This is a genomic window from Deinococcus aerolatus (assembly GCF_014647055.1).
GTDB lineage: Bacteria > Deinococcota > Deinococci > Deinococcales > Deinococcaceae > Deinococcus > Deinococcus aerolatus.
Genome location: NZ_BMOL01000019.1, coordinates 32853 through 56655, shown reverse-complemented (window position 1 = coordinate 56655; position 23803 = coordinate 32853). Strand labels below are relative to the sequence as shown.

Annotated in this window: 20 protein-coding genes; 9 read left to right on the top strand and 11 right to left on the bottom strand. The window is 68.5% G+C overall.

Translation table 11 applies throughout. The features are described 5' to 3' along the window. Positions 1-126: 126 nt before the first annotated feature. Positions 127-498 carry a competence type IV pilus major pilin ComGC gene (locus tag IEY31_RS15655; protein ID WP_188973662.1) on the bottom strand — a complete coding sequence of 124 codons (372 nt, stop codon included), beginning with the start codon at positions 496-498 and terminating at the stop codon, positions 127-129. A gap of 362 nt (positions 499-860) precedes the next feature. Further along, a complete protein-coding gene (locus tag IEY31_RS18990) occupies positions 861-1238 on the bottom strand; it encodes a type IV pilin protein (RefSeq protein ID WP_188973660.1) in 378 nt (125 codons plus the stop codon). Between the two features lie 442 nt (positions 1239-1680). Between IEY31_RS18990 and dnaB the strand changes: the two genes are divergently transcribed. Beyond that, the gene (dnaB, locus tag IEY31_RS15645) at positions 1681-3027 is read left to right on the top strand and encodes a replicative DNA helicase (RefSeq protein ID WP_188973658.1); all 1347 of its coding nucleotides are present in this window, start codon (positions 1681-1683) and stop codon (positions 3025-3027) included. After that, positions 3027-3695, top strand: coding sequence for an NUDIX domain-containing protein (locus IEY31_RS15640; RefSeq protein WP_188973656.1), 669 nt, complete (start codon positions 3027-3029; stop codon positions 3693-3695). Before dnaB ends, IEY31_RS15640 begins: the two co-directional genes overlap by 1 nt. Before the next feature lie 83 nt (positions 3696-3778). Here the strand turns inward: IEY31_RS15640 and IEY31_RS15635 are convergent, their stop codons facing one another. Together IEY31_RS15635 and IEY31_RS15630 are read right to left on the bottom strand one after the other, a co-directional pair. Further along, positions 3779-4519, bottom strand: a complete 741-nt coding sequence (locus IEY31_RS15635; protein WP_188973654.1) for an NAD-dependent epimerase/dehydratase family protein — start codon at positions 4517-4519, stop codon at positions 3779-3781. A 284-nt stretch (positions 4520-4803) separates the two neighbouring features. Continuing rightward, positions 4804-7506, bottom strand: a complete 2703-nt coding sequence (locus IEY31_RS15630; protein WP_188973652.1) for an AAA family ATPase — start codon at positions 7504-7506, stop codon at positions 4804-4806. A 447-nt stretch (positions 7507-7953) separates the two neighbouring features. Here IEY31_RS15630 and gmd point away from each other — a divergent pair, with 447 nt between their 5' ends. Both gmd and IEY31_RS15620 read left to right on the top strand, forming a co-directional pair. Beyond that, positions 7954-9000, top strand: a complete 1047-nt coding sequence (gene gmd / locus IEY31_RS15625; RefSeq protein WP_188973650.1) for a GDP-mannose 4,6-dehydratase — start codon at positions 7954-7956, stop codon at positions 8998-9000. Next, complete coding sequence (locus IEY31_RS15620) at positions 9000-9956, top strand: GDP-L-fucose synthase family protein (RefSeq protein ID WP_188973648.1); 957 nt, start codon at positions 9000-9002, stop codon at positions 9954-9956. Before gmd ends, IEY31_RS15620 begins: the two co-directional genes overlap by 1 nt. An 85-nt stretch (positions 9957-10041) precedes the next feature. Here the strand turns inward: IEY31_RS15620 and IEY31_RS15615 are convergent, their stop codons facing one another. The 5 genes from IEY31_RS15615 to IEY31_RS15595 form a co-directional block, all read right to left on the bottom strand. Then, on the bottom strand, positions 10042-12648 hold the full coding sequence (locus tag IEY31_RS15615) for a DUF937 domain-containing protein (protein WP_188973647.1): 2607 nt from the start codon (positions 12646-12648) through the stop codon (positions 10042-10044). Between the two features lie 284 nt (positions 12649-12932). Further along, positions 12933-13322, bottom strand: coding sequence for a VOC family protein (locus IEY31_RS15610; protein WP_188973645.1), 390 nt, complete (start codon positions 13320-13322; stop codon positions 12933-12935). A gap of 63 nt (positions 13323-13385) precedes the next feature. Continuing rightward, on the bottom strand, positions 13386-15500 hold the full coding sequence (gene paaZ / locus IEY31_RS15605) for a phenylacetic acid degradation bifunctional protein PaaZ (RefSeq protein WP_188973643.1): 2115 nt from the start codon (positions 15498-15500) through the stop codon (positions 13386-13388). A 246-nt stretch (positions 15501-15746) separates the two neighbouring features. Then, positions 15747-16187 (bottom strand): hypothetical protein, encoded by a 441-nt coding sequence (locus IEY31_RS15600; protein WP_188973641.1) that lies wholly within the window; start codon positions 16185-16187, stop codon positions 15747-15749. A 134-nt stretch (positions 16188-16321) separates the two neighbouring features. Then, the gene (locus IEY31_RS15595) at positions 16322-17536 is read right to left on the bottom strand and encodes an ABC transporter substrate-binding protein (RefSeq protein ID WP_229723702.1); all 1215 of its coding nucleotides are present in this window, start codon (positions 17534-17536) and stop codon (positions 16322-16324) included. A gap of 129 nt (positions 17537-17665) precedes the next feature. Between IEY31_RS15595 and IEY31_RS15590 the strand changes: the two genes are divergently transcribed. Both IEY31_RS15590 and IEY31_RS15585 read left to right on the top strand, forming a co-directional pair. Next, entirely contained in the window at positions 17666-18346 is a 681-nt protein-coding gene (locus tag IEY31_RS15590) for a phosphatidylserine decarboxylase (RefSeq protein WP_188973638.1), read from the top strand. Between the two features lie 183 nt (positions 18347-18529). Continuing rightward, positions 18530-19480, top strand: a complete 951-nt coding sequence (locus IEY31_RS15585) for a hypothetical protein (RefSeq protein WP_229723700.1) — start codon at positions 18530-18532, stop codon at positions 19478-19480. Between the two features lie 95 nt (positions 19481-19575). Here IEY31_RS15585 and IEY31_RS15580 read toward each other — a convergent pair whose 3' ends face one another. Then, a complete protein-coding gene (locus IEY31_RS15580; RefSeq protein WP_188973636.1) occupies positions 19576-20136 on the bottom strand; it encodes an Hsp20/alpha crystallin family protein in 561 nt (186 codons plus the stop codon). Between the two features lie 332 nt (positions 20137-20468). Here IEY31_RS15580 and pyrR point away from each other — a divergent pair, with 332 nt between their 5' ends. From pyrR to IEY31_RS15565, 3 genes are read left to right on the top strand one after another with little or no spacing between them, the layout of a single operon-like run. Continuing rightward, on the top strand, positions 20469-21020 hold the full coding sequence (gene pyrR / locus IEY31_RS15575; RefSeq protein ID WP_229723699.1) for a bifunctional pyr operon transcriptional regulator/uracil phosphoribosyltransferase PyrR: 552 nt from the start codon (positions 20469-20471) through the stop codon (positions 21018-21020). Then, positions 21017-21961, top strand: coding sequence for an aspartate carbamoyltransferase catalytic subunit (locus IEY31_RS15570; RefSeq protein ID WP_188973632.1), 945 nt, complete (start codon positions 21017-21019; stop codon positions 21959-21961). The genes pyrR and IEY31_RS15570 overlap by 4 nt, the downstream gene beginning before the upstream one ends. Positions 21962-21977: 16 nt before the next feature. Continuing rightward, positions 21978-22373 (top strand): hypothetical protein, encoded by a 396-nt coding sequence (locus IEY31_RS15565; RefSeq protein ID WP_188973630.1) that lies wholly within the window; start codon positions 21978-21980, stop codon positions 22371-22373. A gap of 17 nt (positions 22374-22390) precedes the next feature. On the opposite strand, the gene hisD is transcribed toward IEY31_RS15565, so the two are convergent. After that, entirely contained in the window at positions 22391-23707 is a 1317-nt protein-coding gene (gene hisD, locus IEY31_RS15560) for a histidinol dehydrogenase (RefSeq protein WP_188973628.1), read from the bottom strand. Positions 23708-23803 lie beyond the last annotated feature (96 nt).

Genomic DNA, 23803 nt, shown 5'->3' with positions numbered 1-23803 from the left:
GGTAGAGTCGGGACGCGTCCCCGGTGGCATTTTCGGTTGTCACAAACAGAAAGTGTCCCCTACCGGGGACGCTTTCTCATACTTTGTGTCAGGCCGTCAGGTGTCAACGGACTACCAATAGATGGCTTAGAAACCGGTCTTTAAGACGACAGTTTTGTCAGTATCGTAAGTTACGGTCAATGTTTGATTACCTGCTGCGGTGCCATCAAGAGTCAAAGCGCATCCGTTAATATAATCTGGCTTTACAGGGTCACTACCGCCTGCTGGCAGTGCGCTAATGGCACAGTCAGCTCCAATCGTAGAAGCAGTCTTGCCCGTTTCGGTGCGGGCCGCCTGCGTAACAGTTATAACATTACGTCCGTAGGCTTGAGCACCAGTGGCCCGGGCCTTGCCCTGAGCGTTGAGCAACTGCGGAACCAGAACGGCCGCCAGAATCCCGATGATGGCGATGACGATCAGCAGCTCGATCAGGGTGAAGCCTTGGGTGTTGTTCTTCATGGTGGTCTCCTTGTGCGCGTTCGGCCTGCCGGATGATGTATGTATTTGGGTCCGGCCCGCCTACTGATGGCTTGCAGGTGCGGGTGTCTCCCGTCCTTCCTTGACCACACACTAGTGGGAGGTTTCTTACAGGACTCTTACTATTTTTAGGAAAATTATTAAACGTATAGAGTAATTGCAGAATTAAATGTTAGTTACATGCTGTAGAGTAATAATTTTAGTAGAATCTGAATAATAGAAGTCTCCCGATACTGCTGATATATGCCAGAATTCTATATTAGTAAAAATTTTAAGATAGTTTTTCTGTAATCTATAATCAAGGGAGGACGGTGGCGCCACCGTCCTCCCTTGATTATTAGAATTTAGAACCCAGTTTTCAGGACAACAGTCTTCGTGCCATCGTACGTAACAGTTAGAGTCTGCTGGTTGGGTGCAGTACCGTCAGAAAGAGCACACCCAGTTGCAGCAAGAACGTAATCAGGCTTCGCTGGCTGGCTGCCGCCTTCTGGCAAGTCGCTAATGGCACAGGTAGCTGCAATCGTAGAAGCAGTCTTGCCCGTTTCGGTGCGGGCTGCTTGAACGACAGTAATAAGATTACGCCCGTAGGCTTGAGCACCGGTGGCCCGGGCCTTGCCCTGAGCGTTGAGCAACTGCGGAACCAGAACGGCCGCCAGAATCCCGATGATGGCGATGACGATCAGCAGCTCGATCAGGGTGAAGCCTTGGGTGTTGTTCTTCATGGTGGTCTCCTTGTGCGCGTTCGGCCTGCCGGATGATGTATGTATTTGGGTCCGGCCCGCCTACTGATGGCTTGCAGGTGCGGGTGTCTCCCGTCCTTGCTTGATCACAGATTAGTGGGGAGCTTCTAACAAGACTCTTACCCTTTCGCGATCCTGGCAACCATTCAGGTAGTGGGTGAAAAAAGCCGTATTGAGCGTTTGGAGCTGTATTTCTGCTGTCGTCGCCCCTGAGAAGACCTTTGTCAGAGTGGGCGGGTTGGTGGTCCCCCGGCGGCGCGTGGGTGCTATGCTGCTCCCCAGTTCAACCGGACCCCGGTCTGGCGAATGGGACCGTTCATCCGTCCCCATCACATCTACACCGCGAATTGACCCCCGCGTGTGCCGCGCCTCCCCCTCTGCGGGAGGGCGCCGGCTGGCACGACCGGGCAAAGGAGATAGGCTTTTGGAACTCACGCCGCGCGTTCCACCGCACAGCAACGACGCCGAGATCAGCGTGCTGGGCAGTGTATTACTGGACAACGACACCATGACCAACCTGGGCGACACGGTGGCCCCGGAGATGTTCTACCGTGAGGGCCACCGCAAGATCTTCACCGCCATGCGTGACCTGCAGGAGCGCGGCGAGCCAGTGGATCTGGTGACCCTCAGCGAGGACCTACGCAGCAAGGGCACGCTGGACGAGGTGGGCGGCCTGACCTACCTGATCGGCCTGTCGGACCAGGTGCCCACCGCCGCCTACGCCGAGCACTACGCGCGGATCGTGCAGGAAAAGCACACCCTGCGCCAGCTGATCAGCGCGTCGGGCAAGGCCATGCAGCTGGCCTACGACGCGCAGTTGCCCCTCGAAGACCTGCTGGACCGCGCCGAGAAGATGATCTTCGAGGTGGCCGAGCAGAAGAAGAAGGGCGAGCAGTATCAGGCGATGGGCGAGGTAGTCCACGACACCTTCGAGTACATCACCCTGTTGCACGCCAACAAGGGCATTCCCGATGGTGTGAGCAGCGGCTTCAAGGATCTGGACGAGCAGATCTCGGGCTTGCAGAAGGGCAGCCTGAACGTGCTGGCGGCGCGGCCCTCGATGGGAAAGACGGCCTTCGCGCTGTCCATCGCCCAGAATGTCGCCCTGCGCCGTGAAAAGACGGTGGCAGTGTTCAGCCTGGAAATGCCCAGCGTGCAGCTGGCCCTGCGCATGCTGTGTTCCGAGGCCCGCGTGGACATGAACCGCATCCGCAGCGGGCAGCTCAACGAGCGCGACTTCGAGCGGCTCGCCCACGCGGCGGGCCGGCTGGCCGAGGCACCGATGGTGATCGACGACGAGCCGGACCTGACCCTCAACGGCCTGCGCTCCAAGCTGCGGCGCATGGCCGCGCAGCACGGGCAGCTGGGGCTGGTAGTCATCGACTACCTGCAGCTGATGTCCGGTGGCAAGAGCAACGGCGGCAGCGACAACCGCCAGCAGGAAATCAGCACCATCTCGCGTGGGCTCAAGGGGCTGGCGCGCGAGATGGAAGTGCCGATCATGGTCTTGAGCCAGCTGAGCCGCGCCGTGGAGCAGCGGCCCAACCACCGGCCCATGCTCAGCGATCTGCGCGAATCGGGCGCCATCGAGCAGGACGCCGACATCGTGATGTTCATCTACCGCGACGAGTACTACAACAAGGAAACTGACCAGCAGGGCATCGCCGAGATCATCATCGGCAAGCAGCGCAACGGCCCGGTGGGCACCGTCAAGCTGCAGTTCCACAGCTCGCACGTGCGCTTCAACGACCTCGCCCCGGAGGGCGTGTAATGACCGGCGACAGTGGGGTCAAGAACGCGGCGGGGGGACGGCGGCGCAGGAGGCGGCGCACGCCCGGCGTGGGCACGCCCCTGAAGCCGGGGCAGGTGACCAACACGGTGGCCGTGCCGGTGCCCGCCGCGCCCAGCAAGCGGGGGCAGAAGCGGCCGGTGGAAGGCCCCCGCATTGCCGTAGGCTGCATTGTGCTGCGCGGCGAGGAGATTCTGCTGGTGCGCGAGCGGGGTCGCTGGTCGCTGCCCAAGGGCGGCCTGGAAGGCGGTGAACTGATCCAGGACGGCGCACGCCGCGAGACCTTCGAGGAAACCGGGCTGGTGGTGGAACTGCGTGACCTGGCCTTTATCGTGGAATTCAAGGCGCAGACCTGGGGCCACCACCTGCAGTTCTTCTACACCGGACGCGAGGTCAGCGGCGAACTGCAGCCACGCGATCCGGACCGCGACGTGCAGGAGGCCCGCTTCGTGCCGATCCGGCATCTGCGTGAATTTATCCGCTTCCGCCCGCGCCTGGTGGCGCTGGAAACGTGGCTGCGCGAGCGCCGTCCGCGCCATTTCGTCTTCAACCTGGACAAGGAACCCGCCATGCTGCGCAAGCGCCGCCGCGTGGGTGAGGGCGGCGTGAGCGTGACCGAGCCGGACCTGATCGACGAGCCGGATTTGTAGCGCCGGGTTGCCCCAAAGGCAGGCCCCCTGACCGTGGACCCGCAGGTCTGGTTCAGGGGGCTTTGCTGTGCCCGGTCCTGGTGTCAGGCCACGTTGCCGCCGCGCGTACCGGTCCGCACCGTGATCGGTCCGGTCGCCGAGAAGTTCTCCATCAGGAAAAGGCAGGCGTGGGCGGGGTCCTCGGCGTACAGCTGATCGCGCTGCCACGCAGCGGCGCTGTCCTGCAGGGACGGCGGCCCGCCGACCGACATCTGGCCGAACCCCACGCCGTTCAGCAGCGGGACGGGGGCCGCGCCGCCCTCACCCTGGGCGGCCTCCAGATGAAACACCACCGAGATGAAGTCGCAGCTGTACTGCTTGCGGTAGCGGTCACACAGTCCCGTCACCAGCGCCCGCATCAGCTGATCGCTGTCGCGGCCCTCCTGCTGGTAGGCCCGGATGGCGAAATCGTCGGCCTCATAGCGCAGGGCTTCCAGATCGAACTGGCAGTCGATGATGCTCAGCAGTTTGCGAACCTCGTACAGGTATGAGGCGTGAATGATGTTCGAGGCGATCATGACCTTGCTGTACAGCGATTCGGCGGGCCGCAGCAGGCCGTCCAGCACATGCTCGCCGGTGAGGGTCGCCAGAAACACGTAGTCGGGAAGTTCCTGCTCGAAAAACGCCTGGACCCCCTCCTGGCTGCGCAGATCGAGGTCGTCGGCCGTGCGGGTGATGATGTTCCAGTAGCCCAACTCTTCCAATTTTCGGCACACCACGGCGCCGATCAAGCTGTCATGTCCTGCCACGTAGATTTTGGCATCCACCGGAATTCCCATTCTCATCGTTCGCCCCACCCTCTGGTCTGCGTGTTGCCGCGCCCGGCACGGTGTCGGGACAGCGGTGCCGGAGCGGCTTGCCCCGGCTCCGGCGGACCAGGCGGTCCGTTCATTCAGGTTCTGGCGCGGACCTTTCTGGAGCGCCGGAACCCTCACGGTGAAGGCAGTGTTGGCGAAATGGCGTTACTGGGGCGTTAATCATCCGGGGGCAGGGGTGGTGCAAGGATCGCCGCCCCGTCGGCGTTGACGGGGCGGACCGGCCAGCGGGACCGTTGCCCCTGGGTCGTGGGTCAGCTGTGTACCGGGGTGGTCTGGACGCCGCCCCGCGCCTTGCGGGTTCCCACCGCGCCGGGACGTTCGGGGCCAGCGGCCAGCGGCAGCAGCGGCCGGTCATTCACGCTCAGCTCGCCAATGGTCAGGGCCAGGTCCAGCGCGCGTACATGCAGCTCCAGCCGTTCGGCCACCTGGCCCGAGAGGTTGAAGGTCAGCTCGTGCTGCATCCAGGCCCCCAGGGTCACGCCGCTGTGGACCTGCTGGCGCTGGCCCTCCTCGGTGTAGTCGGTCACCGCGTCGGGCATCAGGACGCAGGCGCCGTCGGCGCCGGGCACGCAGAAGCGCAGCGGAAAGGAGGGCTGAAGAGGCCCAAGTTCGTGACCGCCGTGGAAGACATCCAGCCGCCAGACGATCCGCACGGTCACGGCTGTGGTCCCCCGTGGCCCGGCAGGCAGAGGCAGATGCACCTGCAGGGTGTGTGGGTGGCCGTAGCGGCCCTGACTGAGGATGCTGAGCCAGCCCCCCTGTTCCCAGGCCAGCAGATAGCCCTGCGACGACACAGCGGCGCTGGCCCCGGCCTGGGTGCGCCGGGGTTCGGTGACTGGGGACCGGGGGGGGGCCAGCAGGGACGAGACCGGGGCCGACAGGGGATGTGCGGCGCCGGGCGTGGCGTGGGCGGCCTGGACCTTGCCCGACAGGGACCGCAGCAGCGGACTGCCCGCAGGCAGGCGGGCGCGGTAGGCCCGGCGCAGGCGCTCAGCGTTCTGCTCGGCGTCTGCACGGGCGACGTAGTACAGCGCCAGCCCCGGCTGGGTGGCCTCCAGCGCCCCGGCCAGATGTAGCCGCAGGGCCTGGCGCTCGGACTGGGGCAGCGTGCCCGACAGGGCAACGCGCAGGCCCTCGGAGCGGAAACGGTAGGTTGGCTCTCCCCGGCTGGCGGCATCGGCCGGACCGAAACCGGGCCAGGCCAGGGCGCCGGGCGGCCCGGCCTCCACCAGGGCGTGCCGTTCCAGGGCCTCGCGCAGCAGCGCCGCTGGAGGAAGGCCCGCACGCGCCGCGTCCGGCAGGGACCCCACCAGCGTGAAGCTGAAATCGCCCTGAATCACGCTCAGGCTGCCCAGGGCCTCGCGCAGCGGAGCGGACCAGCCGTCAATTTCTCCCAGGTAGGTGTCGCGCATGGCGCTGGGTAGGCGGCTGCCGGGTATGTGTTCCCCGGCCGCGCTGGCGGTCAGCGCCTGTTCAAACGGGGCCGGTGCGGCCTGCTCCAGCAGGGCCAGCAGATGCTGCGGATTGCCGCCGCTGCGTTGCAGCAGCACGGCGGCCTGCGCGTGCAGGTCCGTGTCCGCCGCGCCGGGGTCACGCCAGACCTCGCGCGTTCTGAGTGCCTGCGCCACGCTGCCCGGCGACAGCGGCGTCACTTCCAGCACCAGGCTCTGCGCCGCGCCGAAGCGGCGCAGCAGGGCGCGGCACAGTGGCGCCTGCGAGGGTGGTGTGCGGCTGAGCATCACCAGGGCGCGGGGACCGGCTGCCGGAACATTCAGCATGAATTCCAGTAGCGAGGCCAGCTCGACCGGCCCGTTGTGGGCGTGATCGAGAACAATCGCCAGCGGCTGCGGCAGGGTGGCCAGCACGGTTGCCACCTTGACGACGTCCTCTTCCAGGCTGCCGGGCCGCAGCAGCACGCTCTGGAGGGTCTGGGCGCCCGAGGGCGTGTGGGACTCTGCTCCGGTCTCCGGCTCGGCGTCGGTGGGGGCGGCGCTGTCGGGCGGGGCCAGAAACGGCAGGGCCAGCAGCGACTGGGCCAGCGTCGCCAGGATCAGGCGCCCGGCCCGGCTGTTGCTGACCCGCAGCGTCAGCCACTGCTGGTCTGCGAGTGCGCGTTCGGCGCCGTAAGACTTGCCGCTGCCGGTGGGGCCGTGCAGCACCACCACCTGCGGCGCCTGTGCGGCCCGCTCCATGCTGAGCCGCAGCGCCGCCTCGCGGTCCGGGGCGCTGAAGTGCAGCGGCCCTTCCAGGGCGGGGGCGGTGGGGGACTGGGCGAAAGCAAGGCCCTGGGCTGTGTCCGGCCCGGGATCCAGACCCATCCCGGACGCCAGATCAGGTTCCGGCATTTCGCCAGGGACACCGGTTCTGCCGGGGCGCGTGGACAGGTCCGCATCCAGTTCCCCGTCCTCCAGTAGCTCGCCGGGGTGGACAAAACCCAGCGCCTCGGCACGCGCGGCGATGGCGCGGGTGGCCCAGACCTTGCCGCTGCGCTGGAACCGGCCATACGCCCGGCCCAGCACCTCCTCGGTCTGCTCGGTCAGCACCCAGCGCTGGTGGTCGATCCACTCCTGAAAGGCGGGGCTGCCCAGATCCTCCAGCCCGCTGAGCGGCACCCCGCGCAGGGTCGAGAGCCACTGCGCCAGCCCCGCCTGGTCCAGGTCGGTGCCCAGGCCCATCAGCCACCCGTTCAGGTCCGTCTCGACGTTCTCCAGGTACAGCAGTTGCCGGCTCAGCGGAAACAGGTTCAGCCCGGCGGAGCGGATACGGGCCAGTTCCACCCGCAGGTTCTTGCGGGCTTCCGGGGTGTTCCACAGCAGATCGGCCAGCCGCTCCCGGTGCTGCGGCAGCTTCTCGATGGTCAGGTACGTGATCAGCGCCACGGCCTTGGCCGACAGCGGCACCGGGCGGTTGTTGTAGGTCACGTGGGCGTGTCCCAGCAGATGTACGGTAAGCATGACTAGACTCCGTGCGGGGCGATCAACGTGGGCCGATCATCGTGCGGGCAGTGCCGGTCGCAGGGCGGCACGGAAAGGAGGAGGGTGAGAACTGGGACGCCTGCTGGTTGCTGGCGTGCAATGTTCTTATTCTGTAGTCCGGAACCGCCGCGAAGATAAACTTCTGTGAACCTCGCCTCATTTGCCGTCAGCCTGAAATCAGATTGGCCGCTCCTGGCAGCCTGGCAGCGACGAGGTCCGGCGTGTTGCCACGCGGCGTCCGCTCCGGCACGAGACGCAGGGTCCCGCACCGGCCCCCAGCCTAGACGGCGGGGTCTGGCAGGGAACTTACAGGGTGTTTACGGTTCTGAAACGCAGCCTCGGTCACGCTGGCCGAACATAATGGGCAACGCGCCCGGTAGAGTGGCGGCGGCAGTCCGCAGCCGGGCGCGGCACGAAGGATGACATATGAAAAAAGCGTTGATCACAGGCATTACGGGACAAGACGGCAGTTACCTGACCGAGCTGCTGCTGGACAAGGGTTACGAGGTTCACGGCGTGATTCGCCGGGCCAGCACCTTCAACACCGAGCGCATCGATCACCTGTACCACGATCCCCATGATCCGGCCGCGCGGCTGTTCCTGCACTACGGAGATCTGGCCGACGCCTCGGGCGTACGGGCGTTACTGGAAAAGGTGCAGCCGGACGAGGTCTACAACCTGGGCGCGCAGTCGCACGTCAAGGTCAGTTACGACCAGGCCGAGTACACCGCCGACGTGACCGGCCTGGGCGCGTTGAGACTGCTGGAAGCCATTCGCGACGTGGGCGGGCGCACCGGCAACCCCATGCGCTTTTACCAGGCGTCCAGCAGCGAGATGTTCGGCGCGGCCGCGCCCCCGCAGGGCCTGCACACCCCGTTTCACCCGCGCAGCCCTTACGCGGTGGCCAAGGTCTATGCGTACTGGCAGACCGTCAACCACCGCGAGGCCTATGACCTGTACGCCTGCAACGGCATTCTGTTCAACCACGAGAGCCCCCGGCGCGGCGAGACCTTCGTGACCCGCAAGATCACCCGCGCGGTGGGCCGCATCAAGATGGGCCTGCAAAAGAAGCTGTACCTGGGCAACCTGGACGCCAAGCGCGACTGGGGCCACGCCCGCGACTACGTGGAAGCCATGTGGATGATGCTGCAGCAGGACGCCCCGCGCGACTACTGCATTGCCACCGGCGAGGCGTACAGCGTGCGTGAGTTCGCCGAGCGGGCCTTCGGGCTGGCGGGGCTGAACCACGAGGACTACGTGGAGATCGATCCCCGCTACTTCCGCCCCGCCGAGGTGGATTACCTGCTGGGTGACGCCGCCGAGACCCGCGAGAAGCTGGGCTGGACCCCCAAGACCACCTTCGAGGAACTGGTGCGCGAGATGGTGGAGCACGACATGGAACTGGCCCGCCAGGAGCGGACCCTGCGTGAGGCGGGCCACACGGTGGCGCTGAAGGGAGCCGGAGCATTCTGATGCGCCTCACGGACCGCATCTACGTGGCCGGGCACGGCGGGCTGGTGGGCGGCGCGCTGCTCCGCCGCCTGAAGGCCGACGGCTTCACGGACATCGTCACGCGGGGCAGCCGTGAGCTGGACCTGCGCGATCAGGCCGCGGTGCAGGCTTTCTTTGAGGCCGAGCGTCCGCAGTACGTGTTCCTGGCCGCGGCCAAGGTGGGGGGCATTCACGCCAACAGCACCCGCCCCGCCGAGTTCCTGTACGACAACCTGATGATCGCGGCCAACGTGATCCACGCGGCCCACGTGACCGGCGTTTGCAAGCTGCTGAACCTGGGGTCCACCTGCATCTACCCGCGTGACGCGGCGCAGCCGCTGCGCGAGGACGCCCTGCTGACCGGCCCGCTGGAAGAGACCAACCGCGCCTACGCGGTGGCCAAGATCGCGGCCATAGAGCTGTGCGACCAGTACCGCGCGCAGTACGGCTCGGATTTTATCTCGGCCATGCCCACCAACCTCTACGGGCCGGGCGACAACTTCGACCTGATGGGCAGCCACGTGCTGCCGGCGTTGATCCGCAAGATGGTGGACGCCCGCGAGGCCCGCACCCCCACCGTCAGCGTGTGGGGCAGCGGAAAACCGTTGCGCGAGTTTCTGCACGTTGACGATCTGGCCGACGCCTGCCTGTTCCTGATGCAGCACGTCTCTGAGCCGGGGCCGATCAACGTGGGCACCGGCCAGGACCTGAGCATCCGCGAGGTGGCCGAGCAGATCCGGGCCGTGGTGGGGTATCCCGGCGAACTGGCCTTCGATGCCAGCAAGCCCGACGGCACGCCGCGCAAGATCACGGATGTCAGCCGCATCCACGCGCTTGGCTGGCACCACCGCATTGCCCTGGAAGACGGGCTGCGCAGCACCGTGGCGTGGTATCTGGCCCACCGAGGCCAGGTGCGTGGCGAGGCTGTGCTGAGCTAGAGCCTGCTGGCAACGCGGCACAAAGACCAGAGGTCCGTCTACCCGGTGGGGGGACGGACCTCTGATTTGCCTGCGGCCCAGAGCGCTAGCGGACGTTCAGGGTCAGGCGGGCGCCGGGCTCGTCGCTGGCACTGGCGTTGGCCGGGCGAATCTCGTAGGTGACGCTAGCGGCCTGGCCGTCCCGGACACCGGGATTGCTGGTAAAGCTCCAGGTGCAGCCTGCGCCCACCCGCACGGTCCTGCGCCCGACAGTGCGGTCGCCGCGCTTGACGGTCACCAGGTAGGCGCGGCCGCGGCCCTCGCCGCCGAAGCGGTAGGGGGCGGTGACGGTCTCGCCGTCTTGCAGGCTGACGCTCAGGGGCTGCGTGCAGGACGTGCCCCGGGCACCGGTGGGGGCGGCCCCAACCACAACCGGCACCGAGGCCACCTCATCGCCTGCCGCCGAGCGGATCGCGTAGGTTTTCTCGCCCTCACCGGGAGCAGGCACCGGACGGGTCCAGGTGCCGTCCTTGCCCACGGTGAAGCGGCCGATGCTGACGCCGTCCTCCAGCACCTCGAAGCTCTGGCCCGCCGTGCCGGTGCCCGACAGCGTGAAGCCTGCGCCGGACACCTGTGCGCCACGGGCCGGGCTGTCGACGGTCACGCCCGCCGCGCCGTCAGCGGCTCCTGACGGGGCTGGTGCCGCGCCTTCCGGGGTGGTGGCCTCCGGCGCGGTGGGGCCTGCCCCGTCGGTCTCGGCCCCGCCCGTGTCTGCACCGCCCGATGCAGCGGGTGCGGTGTCGGCCCCCTCAGCGTCCGTTGCCCCCACCACAACATTCAGCGCGGCCATTTCCCCACCCGCCGCGTTTCGGAGCGTGTAGGTCTGCGGCCCTGTGGGTGTGTCGTCTGCCACGTCCAGGCTCCAGGTTCCGTCCGGGCCAACGGTCGGGCTTCCGATCTGGCGGTCGCCCAGCAGCACCGTCAGGGTTTCCCCGACGGGACCGGTACCGCGCAGGGTGAAGCCGCCTGCCGGAACCGCCGCGCCGCTCTCGGGGGCCGTGAAGACCGTCTGTACCGGCATACCAGGCATGCCCCCGGTTCCGGTGGTTCCGCTGGAGGAGTCGCCCGGGACCGGTGTGGGCGTGGTGGGCGCACGGTTTTGCAACACCCAGCAGCCGCCCAGCAGCAGCAGGAGCAGCAGCGGAAGCAGCCACAGCGGAAAGCCCCCGCGCCTGCGGGCGGGTGGGGGCGGAGGCGGCGCGGGCGTCTCGAAGCGGGCCGGGCGGGCCGGCTTGAGGGGCGAGGGTCTGGCCGGGGCCGCTGCGGGGGCCGCACGGGGGAGGGGCACCGCCGCAGGGACCGCGCCGGGCAGCGGCGTTCCGGACACCAGGCTGCCGATCAGCACGCCCAGGCTGGAGAAGCCGGAAGGCAGCGCCCCCTTCAGGCCTTCGGCCAGGCCCGCCCAGGGAACGGCCCCCAGTCCGTTCGGGCGGGCGCTGCCCAGAACCGACAGGACCAGCGGGGTCAGCAGGGCCAGAAGGCGGCGCGAGCTGTCGCCACTGCCGCCCAGTGCGCTGCCCAGCCGCCCGGTCACTGCATTGACATCCCCGAACAGCGAGGGCAGCAGGCCGCGGCCCTGGCCCTCGATGCGCGCCACCTCGACCGGGCTGTCCAGCAGCGCCGTATCGATCTGCCCGCTGCCGGAGGTCAACGGCGCGAAGGGACGCGCCAGCGTGTCCAGGTTGCCCCCGGCCTGCGCCTTGCCCGCCAGCGCGGCCAGCACCACCGGCAACGCGGCCAGCGCGGCCTGCCGCTTGGCGCCGCCTCCGTACCCGGCCAGCGCGCCGATCTGCTGTCCCACCGCGCCGCTGAACTGCGTCTGGAGGTACTTCAACAGCCCCTCCGGCGTGCTGGGGTCCGGCAGGACGTCGGCGGACGGCGCAGATTCCAGCGGAGGCGTGCTGAGACCTGAAGCCTCGGGGGGCACGGCGGCCAGGGGCTCCGGCGAGAGAGCAGGAACCTCCGGTACACCAGCTCCTGGCCCGGCCACTTCCGGACCCACAGTCCCTGGAACAGGAGCTTGATCCACCACAGCATCGGGAACAACAGTCTGGTCAACTTCAACTGCGCGAACAGTACCCTCTGGGACGGGCTTATCCAGGCCCACGGGCCGGGATGTGACGGATTCCGCCGCCTGTGCCTCCACGCTGGGGGATGCGGTTTCTGTGGTGGCTACCCCCGTCTTCCCCAGACCGCCCAGGCCCGCAAGCAGTGGGGCGACGTTTCCAGCCTTCAGTCCGCGCTGGCCCAGGGCGCTCAGCAGCAGCGGCAGGGCCAGCTGAAGCAGCTGCTGGGTTCCGGTGGCGTCCGCATCCGTCTGCGCGGCCACCTGTGCGGGCAGGGTCTCCGCCGCGTCTCCCAGCAGCGCCGGGGCCAGCAATTCACCAGCCTGCTGCAGATTCGCCGCGCCGCCGGGTTCATCAAGCGCTGCGCCCACACTGCCAAAGCCGGGCAGCGCCTCCACGGCGTCGGCGATCAGGGCCTCGCCCTCCGGGGTGCCGGCAGCTGCGGCCAGTGCTCGCAGCTGAAGGGGAAGACCGGCGGCCAGCGCCCGCCCGGCCGTCTCTGGATCCAGGCCCGCCGCCTGGGCCAGCCGCGCCACCGCATCGGGGTCAAAGTAGGACTGAATCAGGTCGGTTGCATTCATGGACATCTCTCACAGGATAGGCGCAATGGCAGGCGAGGCGGCACGCAGCCGCGCCGGGCTCCCGACTGCGCGGCTTGGAAGGGGGCGTCAGCGGCCATGCCCATCGTTGCGGCGCCTGCGCTTGCGGCATTCAAGCAGGCTGGCGTGGTCCTCCGGCCCTGCGGTATGCCTCAGGAGCCGCTCGGCGTCTCCGCCTGCGGGCCACCCCTCACACGAAACGACAATCTGCCCCTTGCCAAAAACGTGGGAGCTGAACCGCGCATCCAGCAGCGCTCCCCACGCGTCTTCGGTTATTCCAGCAACACGCTGGGATGTGAACCCTCCACCACTTCCAGCCGGTTGCCGAAGGCATCTTTGAGGAACACGCGCGGCACGCCCGCCTCAGCGTCCGAAACGTAGGCGACGCCGTGCGAGTCGCAGTGCACCCCGAACACGCCAATGTCGTCGCAGCGCAGCGCCGGATGCCCCTTCTCGCGCGGCACGAAATCGGGGGCGACGCCCACATGCAGTTGCCGCCCGTCGGGCAGGGCAAACCACACGCCGCCATTCCTCTCCAGCGCGGCGGGCTTTTGCAGCTCGGGCAACCCCAGAAACCCGCTGTAAAAGGCGCGGGCGGCGGCCTCGCAGCCGGCGGGGGCTTCAACCTGAACGTGATCAAGTCCGGTGATCAGGGTGGTCATGCAAAGAAGGTAGCAAGCAGACGCCGGTCCACTTGCTACTCCTCTAGAGACAACAGCTGGGACTTACGCCTGGGCTGCGCCTTCCGGTCCGGGTTGGGCCGGGGCGTCGAAGCGGTCGTGCGCGCGCACCACCAGGGTCAGGATGTCGTAGGTGGCAACGAGTTCATCATTCTGGTTGGTGATCTCGGCGTGCCATTCCACCACCCCGGTGGGCTGCTTGTCGTCCGGACGCAGATCCTTGCGAACCCTGCGCTTGCAGGTCAGGCGGGTGCGGATGGTGTCGCCGATGCCCACCGGCTCGACAAAGCGCAGGTTTTCCAGCCCGTAGTTTGCCAGCACCGGCCCCGGGGCGGGCGAGACGAACATTCCGGCGGCGGCGGAGATCAGGAAGTAGCCGTGCGCCACCCGCCGCCCGAAGATGCCCTCCTTCGCGCCGATCTCGTCCACGTGTGCGTAGAAGTGATCGCCGGTCAGGCCCGCGAAGTTCACGATGTCGGCCTCGGTGACGGTGCGGCGGTGCGTCAGGAGGCTGTCGCCCACCTGAATCTCGTCGAAGGTTTTGCGGAATGGGTGCACCACGTCCTCGCGGACCTCGCCGCCCGGGACGAACTCGCGGGTGATGGCGGCCAGGGTGGTGGGGTCGGCCTGTACCGCCACCTTGTTCATGTGGTGCTTGACGCCCGCAATGCCGCCCAGCTCCGCGCCGCCACCCGCCCGTCCAGGGCCGCCGTGCAGCAGCTGCGGCAGCGGGGAGCCGTGGCCGGTGCTTTCCTTGGCGTCATCGCGGTTCAGCACCAGAATGCGCCCGTGCGTACTCGCCAGCCCCAGCACCAGCTCGGTGGCCTCGGCGCGGCTATGGGTGATGACGCTGCCGGCCAGCGAACCGCGGCCCATGCGTGCCAGTTGGATGGCGTCGTCCAGCGAGTCGTAGGGCAGCAGCGTTGCCACCGGGCCAAAGGCCTCCAGCTCGTGCGGCCCCGTTGCGGTCAGCGGCGAGTCGCACAGCAGCACGGTGGGATCAAGGAACGCGCCCTTCTCGCGGTCCCCGCCCAGCAGCTCGCCCTCCGCGCCGCCGATCACGACGCGCGCCTCCCGGCGCAGTTCTGCCAGCGTTTCCCGCACGCGGTCGCGCTGCTCCACGCTGACCAGTGCGCCCATCCGCACGTCGTCGCGGGCCGGGTCGCCCAGCGTGATCTTGCCTAGCTCCTTCCTGAGCGCCTCGGTCACGGCCTCCACCATCCCCGACGGCACGATGGCGCGGCGGATGGCGGTGCATTTCTGGCCTGCCTTGCCGGTGATCTCGCGGGCCACCTCCTTGACGTACAGCATGAACTCGGGACTGTCGGGCGTCACCGTCAGGCCCAGCACCGAGGCATTCAGGCTGTCGGCCTCGGCGTTGAACGGCACCGAGTGGGCGATGATGTTGGGATGCACCTTCAGCTTGGCGGCCGTTGCCGCCGAACCGGTGAAGGCCACCATGTCCTGCTCGCGCACATGGTCCAGCAGGTCGCCCGGCTCACCGATCACCAGTTGCAGCGCCCCCTCGGGCAGCAGGCCCGACTCGATGATGTCGCGCACCACGCGCTCGGTTAGGTAGGCGGTCTGGGGCGCGGGCTTGACCAGGCTGGGCATCCCAGCAATAAAAGCGGGCGCGAGCTTTTCCAGCATCCCCCACACCGGAAAGTTAAACGCGTTGATCTGCACCGCCACACCCTCGCGCGGGACCATCAGGTGACGGCCCACGAAGGTGCCGGCCCGGCCCAGCGTCTCTACCTTGCCTTCGGGCAGAAAGCGCTCGTCGGGCAGCTCGCGCCGGGCCATGCTGCTGTAGCTGAGCAGGGTGCCGATGCCGCCCTCGATGTCCACCCAGCCGTCGCGGCGGGTGGCGCCGGTCAGCAGGTTCAGGGCGTAGTACTCCTCCTTGCGCTCCATCAGGTACAGGCCCAGGGCCTTCAGCGCCCGCGCCCGCGTGTGGAAGGTCATCTTCCGCAGCGCCGCGCCGTGTTTGCGGCCGTGGGCCAGCGCGCCAGCAAAATCCACCCCCTCCGAGGAAATCACGGCGATGGGGCGGCCATACACGGCGTCCACCAGCGTCTGACCGTCGGCGTTGGCGTGCCACTGGCCGGACACGTAGGAGGCGGGGCGGAGGATGGCGGCGGTCTGGGTCTGGGTGGTCATGGGCACTCCTGGAACAGGGCGAGGGGGGAACTGAGAATGAAAAATCAGCATACGGGATGGGCCTGGGGGCGTTTGGATGGGGCTTGCCTTTTGCCCGCCGCCAGACGGTGAGCCTGGATGGAACGGCCCACCGCTTCTCCGGACCAATGGGTCGGCAAGGGCGGTTCATCAGCGGGGTCGCCGGGCAGCGTCCGGTTCGCGGCGGCGTGTCCTGGCGCCTCGGGACCGAATCCCCATGACCTGTCGTTACTTGGGCTGCTGCACCGCCCTGAGGTTCGGGCAGTTCAGTTCGCCGCGCAGGGTCAGGGCCTCCACCACGGCCTGAGGTGGCAGGACGCCTTCCACCCGGCTGACTGCGCCCAGCCGCAGCGGGCCGCCGGAGGTGGTCAGGATGGCCTCCGAGCGCAGGCGCACGGCCCGCTCCACGCAGGCGGCGTCACCGAACGCCAGCGTGACTGTCCGTTTAAAGATCCCGTCCGAGATGGTCAGCGTGACCGGAGCGGTGGAGGAGGCCGCCAGTGTCCGCGCCGCCCGTGCCTGGGCGCCCAGGGCGGCGGTCATGGCCGCGAGCAGCGGCAGCAGTGCCGCCAGCCCCCACACCAGGCCGGCGCGGGCCGCCGGACGGGCCAGCAGCGCCAGCAGCACCCCGGCAAAGGCCACGGTCAGGAGCAGGTACAGGACGCTCATCGGGACGCAGTGTAGCGGGCGCCCGGTGGTCCGGGGAGGGACCGCCCGGGACCGGGGCCATTTACCGTCCGCCCAACAGGACGCGCCCGGACCAGCGCCATGTCATCCAGAGTCCGTGCCATCCGGAGTCCGTGTTATTTCATGGCCTGACGCTGCGCCTCGTCCAGCGCGGCCCGGGCACCGAGCCGGCCCGCCGTGGCCTGCTGAATCGCGTCTTCCAGCAGCCGGGTCCAGGCCTCGTAGCCGGGGACGGCGGGACGCGGCACGGCGCGGTTCAGCTGGGCGTGGGCGGCCCGCAGCTGCGGGTTCCTGGTGTACCACTCCTCCAGCAGCGGCGTCGCCGCGCGGCGGGGCGGGGCGTAGGCGGTAACCTGCACCCAGTTCGCCAGCCGACCAGGGTCGTTCAGGAACTGCCAGAAGGCCAGCGCCCCCGTCTGCGCCGCGGCGCTGTTGCCACGCGGCACGCTTAGGGTGGCCCCGCCCAGCGGCACCGTGCAGGCCCCGGCCTTCTCGCAGGGAAACGGCGCGATGCCCAGATCGAAAAATGGCAGCTTGCGGGCGTCGGTCCAGTTGGCAACGCTGGCCAGGGCAAAGACGTTCACGCCGCGCGCAAAGTCGAAGGCCGCGCGGGTGGCGTCGTTCAGGGTGCGCGGCTGGGCGGTCCTGGCGGCGCTCATGCGGGCCAGCTGGGTCAGGGCCTCCACCGCTTCAGGGCTGTTCAGGACCGGCTTTGCGCCGCTGACCAGCGCCCCACCGCGCGACAGCACGTTCGCCTCGAAGGTCCAGCTGTCGGCCACCGCCACCAGCGGGCGTCTGGAGCCGCCGGCCAGCTTGACGCTGGCCGCTTCCAGCTCGGTCCAGGTTCCCGGCACCCTGACCCCGGCCTTTTTCAGCGCTCCCGCGTTGTACATCAGCACCGGCACGCTGACGTTCCACGGCAGGCCATAGGTCTTGCCGGCCAGCTGACCGGACTTCCAGACCGCCGGGTAGAAGTCGCCGGTCAGGCTGTCGGGCAGATCAGCCACGGCCCGGCCCAGGTCCAACAGCTGCCCCTGCACCGCCAGACCCGGCAGCTGCGTGAACTCCACCTGGGTCAGCGCCGGGGGCGTTCCGGCGCGGATGGCCGCCTCCAGGCGGGGCTGCAGCTCGCGGTAGTTGCCCTGCGCCACCGGCACGATCTCGTAGGCGCTCTGAGCTTTGTTGAAGGCCGTCGCGTAGCCGCCCACCGTGTCCTGCACGCCGGTCATGGCGTGCCAGAATTCCAGCCGCAGCGGCGCGGCATTCGCGGCGCTGACCAGCAGCAATGCGGACAGGGAGGCCGTGAGGCGCAGGGAGGGTATGGGGCGCACGCCCGGAGTCTAGCGGCTGGGCCTGACGGCCAGTTGAAACCTGCTGCGGCCCGCCCCCCCGTCCCGCAGGTGCACCACTCCCAGCAAATGCTGAAGCCCCGCGCGGCCCCGGCCCGGTAGACTGCCCCCATGCGTCTGCGCCGCCTGCTTTTTCCCATCGCCGCTGGAACCGCCGCGTGGTATCTGCGGAGCGTGTACCGCTTCCGCGACCCCGTTCGCCTGCCCACCGAGGCGGGGGCCGTGCTGAGTCCGGCCGACGGAACGGTCAGCTTCGTGCGCCGGGTGGAGGCGGACCGGGTCCGCAGCGACGCCCTCAACGCTGCCCTGAAAGTCGGGGACCTGCTGGGTACAGGGGCGGCACCGGACGGCTGGCTGCTGGGCATCCTGGTGGGGCCGCTGGACGTGCATTACGTGTATCAGCCGATTGGCGGCCAGATCACCGACACGCGGCACACCGGCAGCCGCAGCAACGTGGCCCTGTTCGGCGCCCCCGAGGCGCTGAGCCTGCTGGCCGGGCAGCCCACCGATCTGCTGTCCGGGCGCGGCACGCTGAAAAACGAGCGGCTGGCCGCCGTGACCCAGAGCGAACTGGGGCAGATCACCGTGACGCTGGTGGCCCCCGGCGCGGGCCTGAACGCCACGTCCTACCTCAAGGCAGGCGACGCGGCCCACGCTGGACACAAGGCCACCTTTCTGGCCGAGGGCGGACTGGTGCTGCTGCACCTGCCCCCTGAATTAACCCCGCAGGTCAGCGTGGGCCAGCGCGTGCAGGGGGCACACACCGTGATCGCCTCCGCAACAAAGCCCTGAGAAACCGGAACCCTGGAAAGCCGGAACCTTGGAAAGAGGGTGGCGTCAGACCTGGGCGTCTTCCCGCGCCTGGCCCCCGCTGCCGGTGGCTGACGGCTGCCCGGCGGGAGCGCCCGGCCCTGCCGTAGCGCTAGACTTCCGCGCTGGTCCACTATGCTGGGGCCGGGAGGAGGGAAAACAGCCGTGTCACCACCTGCGTCATCCAGAAACACAGACCGTCATCCGCCGGAGCGCGTGTCGCCCGAGCGGGTGGGCGAACGGCTGGTGGCGGACCGCAAGGTGCGGGCGGTGGCGGCGGCCGGCGGCTACGGCACCGAGCTGGCGTGGGCCGGCAGCCAGCCCACCTTCGTGACCTTCGAGCGCGATCTGCTCTCGCCGCAGGCCGAGACGCGGGCGGGCGTGAGCGTGGAGCGTTTCCCCTTCGGGAAGCTGGAGGCGTGGCGCGACTGGGACGTGGCCCGCGCCGAGGCCCCGCTGGCGCTGCTGGCCACCAGCCGGGTGCTGTACGACCCCACTGGCCACTACGGGCGCATTCAGCGGACGCTGTGGAACCTGAGCGCCGCGCAGCGGGCCGCCTACCGCGCCGAGTTGCTGAACCTGGCCGCCGAGGGACTGGCCCAGGCCCGCGCCGCCCACACCGGGCCGGGCCACGGCGTGCAGGAGCAGCTGCTGGCCCTGGCCGATGCCCGCAACATCGCGCTGGGCCTGCTGTATCCGGCGCTGCTGAGCCACCTGCACCTGTGGCCCGAATTCGAGGTCCGGCTGCCGCACGCGTGGCGGGCCTCAGCGGGGCTGCGTTTTCCCAAGGCGATCTACCGCCTGGAACAGCTGTACGCCTTTGGGGGGCAGGAGGAGGCCCGGCGGGCGCTGCTGGCCACGCGTGGGCTGGGGCTGCTGGCGCAGGAACGCCGCGCCCGCGCCGCCTACACAGCGGGCTACTACGACGGCGCGCTGCGCTACCTGCGCGACGAGACGGCCCGCACCCACCGCGCTGACCTGGCCCGCTGGTCCAGCCTGTCGAGCGCCCGCCGCGAGAAGCTGGGCACCCTGATGGGGGTGACCCGCGCCCCCCTCGGTCCCGCCGCGCTGCACCTGCTGGAAGAGCTGATGGAGGCCGTGCGGGACGGGGAATAACTCCTTGTCGAAAGACATGTGTAGACGGACAGGACAGAGGCCGGGGCATGGGTGCCCCGGCCTCTGTCCGTCTGCTCAGCCTGCCACGCCCCGGCTCAGGCGTTCTGCGATTTGCCGGTCTGGGCGGCGGGCTGGCCCGACTTGAGTCCGGCGCCGCCCGACTGGGACTGCCCTGTCTGCCCGTCCCGGTTTGCGTCCTGCCCGGCCTCCAGCGTCCGGTCCTGCTTCTGGGGGGTGTCCTGCCCGCCGCTACGAACGCTGATGCTGCGCTTCTGGGCAGCCTCGCTGCGCGGCACGCTGAGGGTCAGGGTGCCGTGGTCAAAATTGGCCTGTACCTTGCCCAGATCGTACTTGGCGGGCACGCTGAAGGTCCGGACCAGGGTGCCGTAGGCACGCTCGACGCGGTGGGCGGTGCGGCCCTCGGCGCGGCGGTAGCTGCGCTCGGCCTGCACGGTCAGGGTCTGGCTCTCGGCCTCGATCTGAATGTCCTCCGGCTTCACGCCGGGCAGGTCCAGGGTCAGCTCCAGCCCGTGCTCGTCCTCATGAACGTCCACCGGCGGCGCGAGGCGGGCTGAGTCGTTCAGGCCCTGGCCGAAGGCGCGGTCCATGCGCTGGGTCAGTTCCTCGATGTCGCGGAAGGGATCAAATCGCATCATGTCAAAACCTCCTGTGGGTGGCTGTGGGACGGCGGGAAAACCGTGTGGTCAACTCCTCCGCCCAGCTGCCCCAGGATAATATCTGAGTGTGGTTGTGTCAAATTTAGTGCGTCTTAAAACCCGACTCAGAGGTGTGAAGGAGGGGTGTCGCCGGGGTGTTAAACTCCGGGCTGGCAGGCAACCGTCTGCGCCCACCCCGTTCCACCCTCTCTCGGCAGTCCCGTGAGGCTGCGCCCGCCCCGTGAGGCAGGAGAAGGAGTATGTATGAGTCTGTCGAAAGTGAGCCGTCAGCCTGCGCTGAGCGGCGATTTTTTTGGGCCGGAGGGTCTGACGTGAGCGGTCCCAAGGCGATTATCCTGAGCAACGACGAGACGCGGCGGGCGCTGACCCGCATCGCCCACGAGATCATTGAGCGCAACAAGGGCGCCGATCAGCTGGCCCTGATCGGTATTCATACGCGCGGCATTCCGCTGGCCGCCCGTTTGGCTGCCAAGCTCGGCGAGCTGGAGGGGGTAGAGGTGCCCACCGGCATGCTGGACATCACCCTCTACCGCGATGACCTGAGCGAGGTAGCGCACCAGCCGATCATCCGCGAGACGCAGGTGCCGTTTGACATCTCGCGGCGCCGGGTGATCTTGGTGGACGACGTGCTGTATACCGGGCGCACCGTGCGGGCCGCGCTGGACGCCTTGATTGACCTGGGCCGCCCCGCGGGGATTCAGCTGGCGGTGCTGGTGGACCGCGGGCACCGCGAACTGCCCATCCGCGCCGACTACGTGGGCAAGAACCTGCCCACCGCCCGCAGCGAGGTCGTGAAGGTCAAGCTGCACGAGACCGACGGGGTGGACAGCGTGGAGCTGTGGGACCTGGAGGACATGCGATGAGTGTCGGCGCCGTTTCTGCCCCCCGGCCCCGGCATCTGCTGGATTTTCAGGACTGGTCGCCCGAACGCCTGACGGCCATCCTGGACAATGCCGACACCATGTTGCAGGTGCTGGACCGCCCGGTGAAGAAGGTGCCTGCGCTCCAGGGCCTGACTGTCTGCAACGCCTTTTTTGAGAACTCCACCCGCACCCGCACCTCCTTCGAGCTGGCCGCCCGCCGCATGAGCGCCGACGTGCTGACCTTTGCGGCCGGCAACAGCAGCGTCAGCAAGGGCGAATCGCTGCGCGACACGGTGGAGGTGCTGACCGCCTACAAGGTGGACGCCTACATCGTGCGCCACCACGCTGCCGGGGCCGCGCATCTGGTGGCGCGCTACAGCGGCAAGCCGGTGATCAACGCCGGAGATGGCCGCCGCGCCCACCCCACCCAGGCGCTGCTGGACGCCTACACGGTGCGCCAGGAATTTGGCAGCCTGGAGGGCAAGCGGGTGGCGATCATCGGCGACGTCCGTCACAGCCGGGTGGCGCGCAGCAACGCTGAACTGCTGCCGATGCTGGGGGCCGAGGTGGTGCTGTGTGGCCCCGCGACGCTGCTTCCGGCGGATCTGGCCGCGCTGCCGGGCGTTACCCTGTGCAGCAACCCCAAAGAAGCGGTGCGCGGCGCCCACGCGGTCATGGCCCTGCGCCTGCAAAAGGAGCGCATGAACAGCGGCTTCCTGGGCAGCCTGCAGGAATATGCCGACGTGTATCAGGTCAACGAAGCCCTGATGGCCGGGGCCGAGAGCGGCGCCATTGTGCTTCACCCCGGCCCCATGAACCGCGATCTGGAAATCAGCGGCGAGGCGGCGGACGGCCCGCGCAGCCGGATTCTGCAGCAGGTGGAAAACGGGCAGGCCATCCGCATGAGCGTGCTGTACCACCTGCTGGTGGGGCGCGATTGAATGGGGCGGAACTGACATGAGGCCAAGGTGGCTGACAGGAGCCGTCCTGCTGCTGGCCACCGCGCTGTGCGGCTGTCAGCCCACGCACACCCAGGTCCGGGTGCAGCCGCCGCAGGCCGCGCCGCTGCCGCTGGAATGGACCGAGGCCCACGCGTACATGGCCGACGTGCGGGCGGCCCTGAACGTGGCCTACCTGAGTGACCGTGAAATCACCGTGTCGGGCGACTGCGACAGCCCGCGCTTCGAGGTGATTCCGCAGCCCCCGACACTGACGGTCCAGCAGTGCCGGGTGTTCATGACCTCCACCACCGACTTCCGCGTCGAGGCCCGTTTTGGCAACGGCCAGAGCTGGGTGGCCGATGCGGCCGGGATTCATCCGGTGGAGCCGGGGACGCTCAGACTGATGGATTGACTGATGGATTAAAGCCCTCAGCCCTCGTTCAGCCGGCTCTCAATGGCGCGAGCATGCGCCTCCAGCCCCTCTGCCCGCGCCAGGGTGGCTCCTGCTGGCCCGATGCGGCGCAGGGTGGCCTCATTGATCCCCACCACGCTGATGATGTTCTGGAAGTCGCGCACGTTGACCGGGCTGGCAAAGCGGGCGGTGCCGCCGGTGGGCATCACGTGGCTGGGGCCGGCGACGTAATCGCCCAGCGCCTCCATGCTGTTCTCGCCGATAAACACCCCGCCGGCCCGCCGCACCTGACCCAGCAGGCTCCAGGGATCGCGGGTCAGCAGGCACAGGTGTTCGGGGGCGTACAGGTTCGACAGCTCCAGCCCCTCGTCCAGACTGGCGGCCAGCACCACCTTCATGCGGGCCGCAACGCTGTCGCGCGCCCAGCCCCGGTTGGGTTCGGGCAGGGCTTCAAGTTGCCCGTTGAGTTCGGCCTGCACGGCGATCAGCAGTTGGCGGCTGGTTGAGACCAGCACCGGCTCCGCACCCAGGTGTTCGGCCTGGGCCAGCAGGTCGGCAGCCACGTGGCGGGGGTCGGCGCTGTCGTCGGCCAGCACCAGCGTCTCGGTCGGCCCCGGCAGGCTCTCGATGCCGGTCTGGCCGTAGACCAGCCGCTTGGCGATCACCACGAACAGGTTGCCCGGCCCGGCGATCTTATCCACCGCGCCGATGCTGGCGGTGCCGTAGGCCAGCGCCGCAATTGCCTGCGCGCCGCCCACCCGGTACACCTGTGTCAGGCCCAGTTCGCGCGCCGCCACCAGAATGGCCGGGTTGATCTGACCGTCCCGGCCCGGTGGCGTGGCCACCACAATGTCGGGGACGCCCGCCACCTGCGCCGGAACCGCCGTGTGAATCAGCGTGCTGATCAGCGGCGCCAGCCCCCCCGGCACGTACACGCCCACCCGGCCCAGCGGGCGTACCAGCTGTCCCAGCGCCCCATCCGGGCCGTGGTTGAGGAAGCCGTGCGCGGGCTGCTGCGCGTAGAAGTCGCGCACGCGGGCGATGGCGAGACGGATGGCGGCGTGAAGCTGAGGCTCCACTGTGGCCGCCGCGATCTCGTCAGTGCCCACCGCCAGCGCCTCCGGGCGTGGGCCGTCCAGCCGCTCGGTCCAGTCGCGTAGGGCGTCGTCGCCGCGCGCCCGCACGTCGGCCAGAATGCGCTCGACCACCTGCTGCGGGGTCAGGGCCTCGCCAAACATCGTCTCTATCCGGGCCAGAACGCTGTCCGGCACGGGAATCTCGTTGAAACTGCGGGTCAGGGCGGTGCGGGCGGCAGGGCCTTCAAGAACTTGCATGGGGAACTCCGGGGGGAAGGTTGGGGGGCGGGAAATTGGGCGCGGGCCAGTTGAGCGTAGGCCAGCGGCTCTACTCGCGTGCCCGGCGGCGCCGCC

What these genes read in the sequence shown, in the direction of transcription:
- hisD (WP_188973628.1), bottom strand. Translation starts at nt 23,707, where the DNA reads ATGCAAGTTCTTGAAGGCCCTGCCGCCCGCACCGCCCTGACCCGCAGT.
- IEY31_RS15580 (WP_188973636.1), bottom strand. Translation starts at nt 20,136, where the DNA reads ATGATGCGATTTGATCCCTTCCGCGACATCGAGGAACTGACCCAGCGC.
- IEY31_RS15615 (WP_188973647.1), bottom strand. Translation starts at nt 12,648, where the DNA reads ATGTCCATGAATGCAACCGACCTGATTCAGTCCTACTTTGACCCCGAT.
- IEY31_RS15640 (WP_188973656.1), top strand. Translation starts at nt 3,027, where the DNA reads ATGACCGGCGACAGTGGGGTCAAGAACGCGGCGGGGGGACGGCGGCGC.
- gmd (WP_188973650.1), top strand. Translation starts at nt 7,954, where the DNA reads ATGAAAAAAGCGTTGATCACAGGCATTACGGGACAAGACGGCAGTTAC.
- IEY31_RS15610 (WP_188973645.1), bottom strand. Translation starts at nt 13,322, where the DNA reads ATGACCACCCTGATCACCGGACTTGATCACGTTCAGGTTGAAGCCCCC.
- IEY31_RS15635 (WP_188973654.1), bottom strand. Translation starts at nt 4,519, where the DNA reads ATGAGAATGGGAATTCCGGTGGATGCCAAAATCTACGTGGCAGGACAT.
- IEY31_RS15655 (WP_188973662.1), bottom strand. Translation starts at nt 498, where the DNA reads ATGAAGAACAACACCCAAGGCTTCACCCTGATCGAGCTGCTGATCGTC.
- IEY31_RS15620 (WP_188973648.1), top strand. Translation starts at nt 9,000, where the DNA reads ATGCGCCTCACGGACCGCATCTACGTGGCCGGGCACGGCGGGCTGGTG.
- IEY31_RS15590 (WP_188973638.1), top strand. Translation starts at nt 17,666, where the DNA reads ATGCGTCTGCGCCGCCTGCTTTTTCCCATCGCCGCTGGAACCGCCGCG.
- IEY31_RS15630 (WP_188973652.1), bottom strand. Translation starts at nt 7,506, where the DNA reads ATGCTTACCGTACATCTGCTGGGACACGCCCACGTGACCTACAACAAC.
- IEY31_RS18990 (WP_188973660.1), bottom strand. Translation starts at nt 1,238, where the DNA reads ATGAAGAACAACACCCAAGGCTTCACCCTGATCGAGCTGCTGATCGTC.
- IEY31_RS15600 (WP_188973641.1), bottom strand. Translation starts at nt 16,187, where the DNA reads ATGAGCGTCCTGTACCTGCTCCTGACCGTGGCCTTTGCCGGGGTGCTG.
- IEY31_RS15570 (WP_188973632.1), top strand. Translation starts at nt 21,017, where the DNA reads ATGAGTGTCGGCGCCGTTTCTGCCCCCCGGCCCCGGCATCTGCTGGAT.
- paaZ (WP_188973643.1), bottom strand. Translation starts at nt 15,500, where the DNA reads ATGACCACCCAGACCCAGACCGCCGCCATCCTCCGCCCCGCCTCCTAC.
- IEY31_RS15565 (WP_188973630.1), top strand. Translation starts at nt 21,978, where the DNA reads ATGAGGCCAAGGTGGCTGACAGGAGCCGTCCTGCTGCTGGCCACCGCG.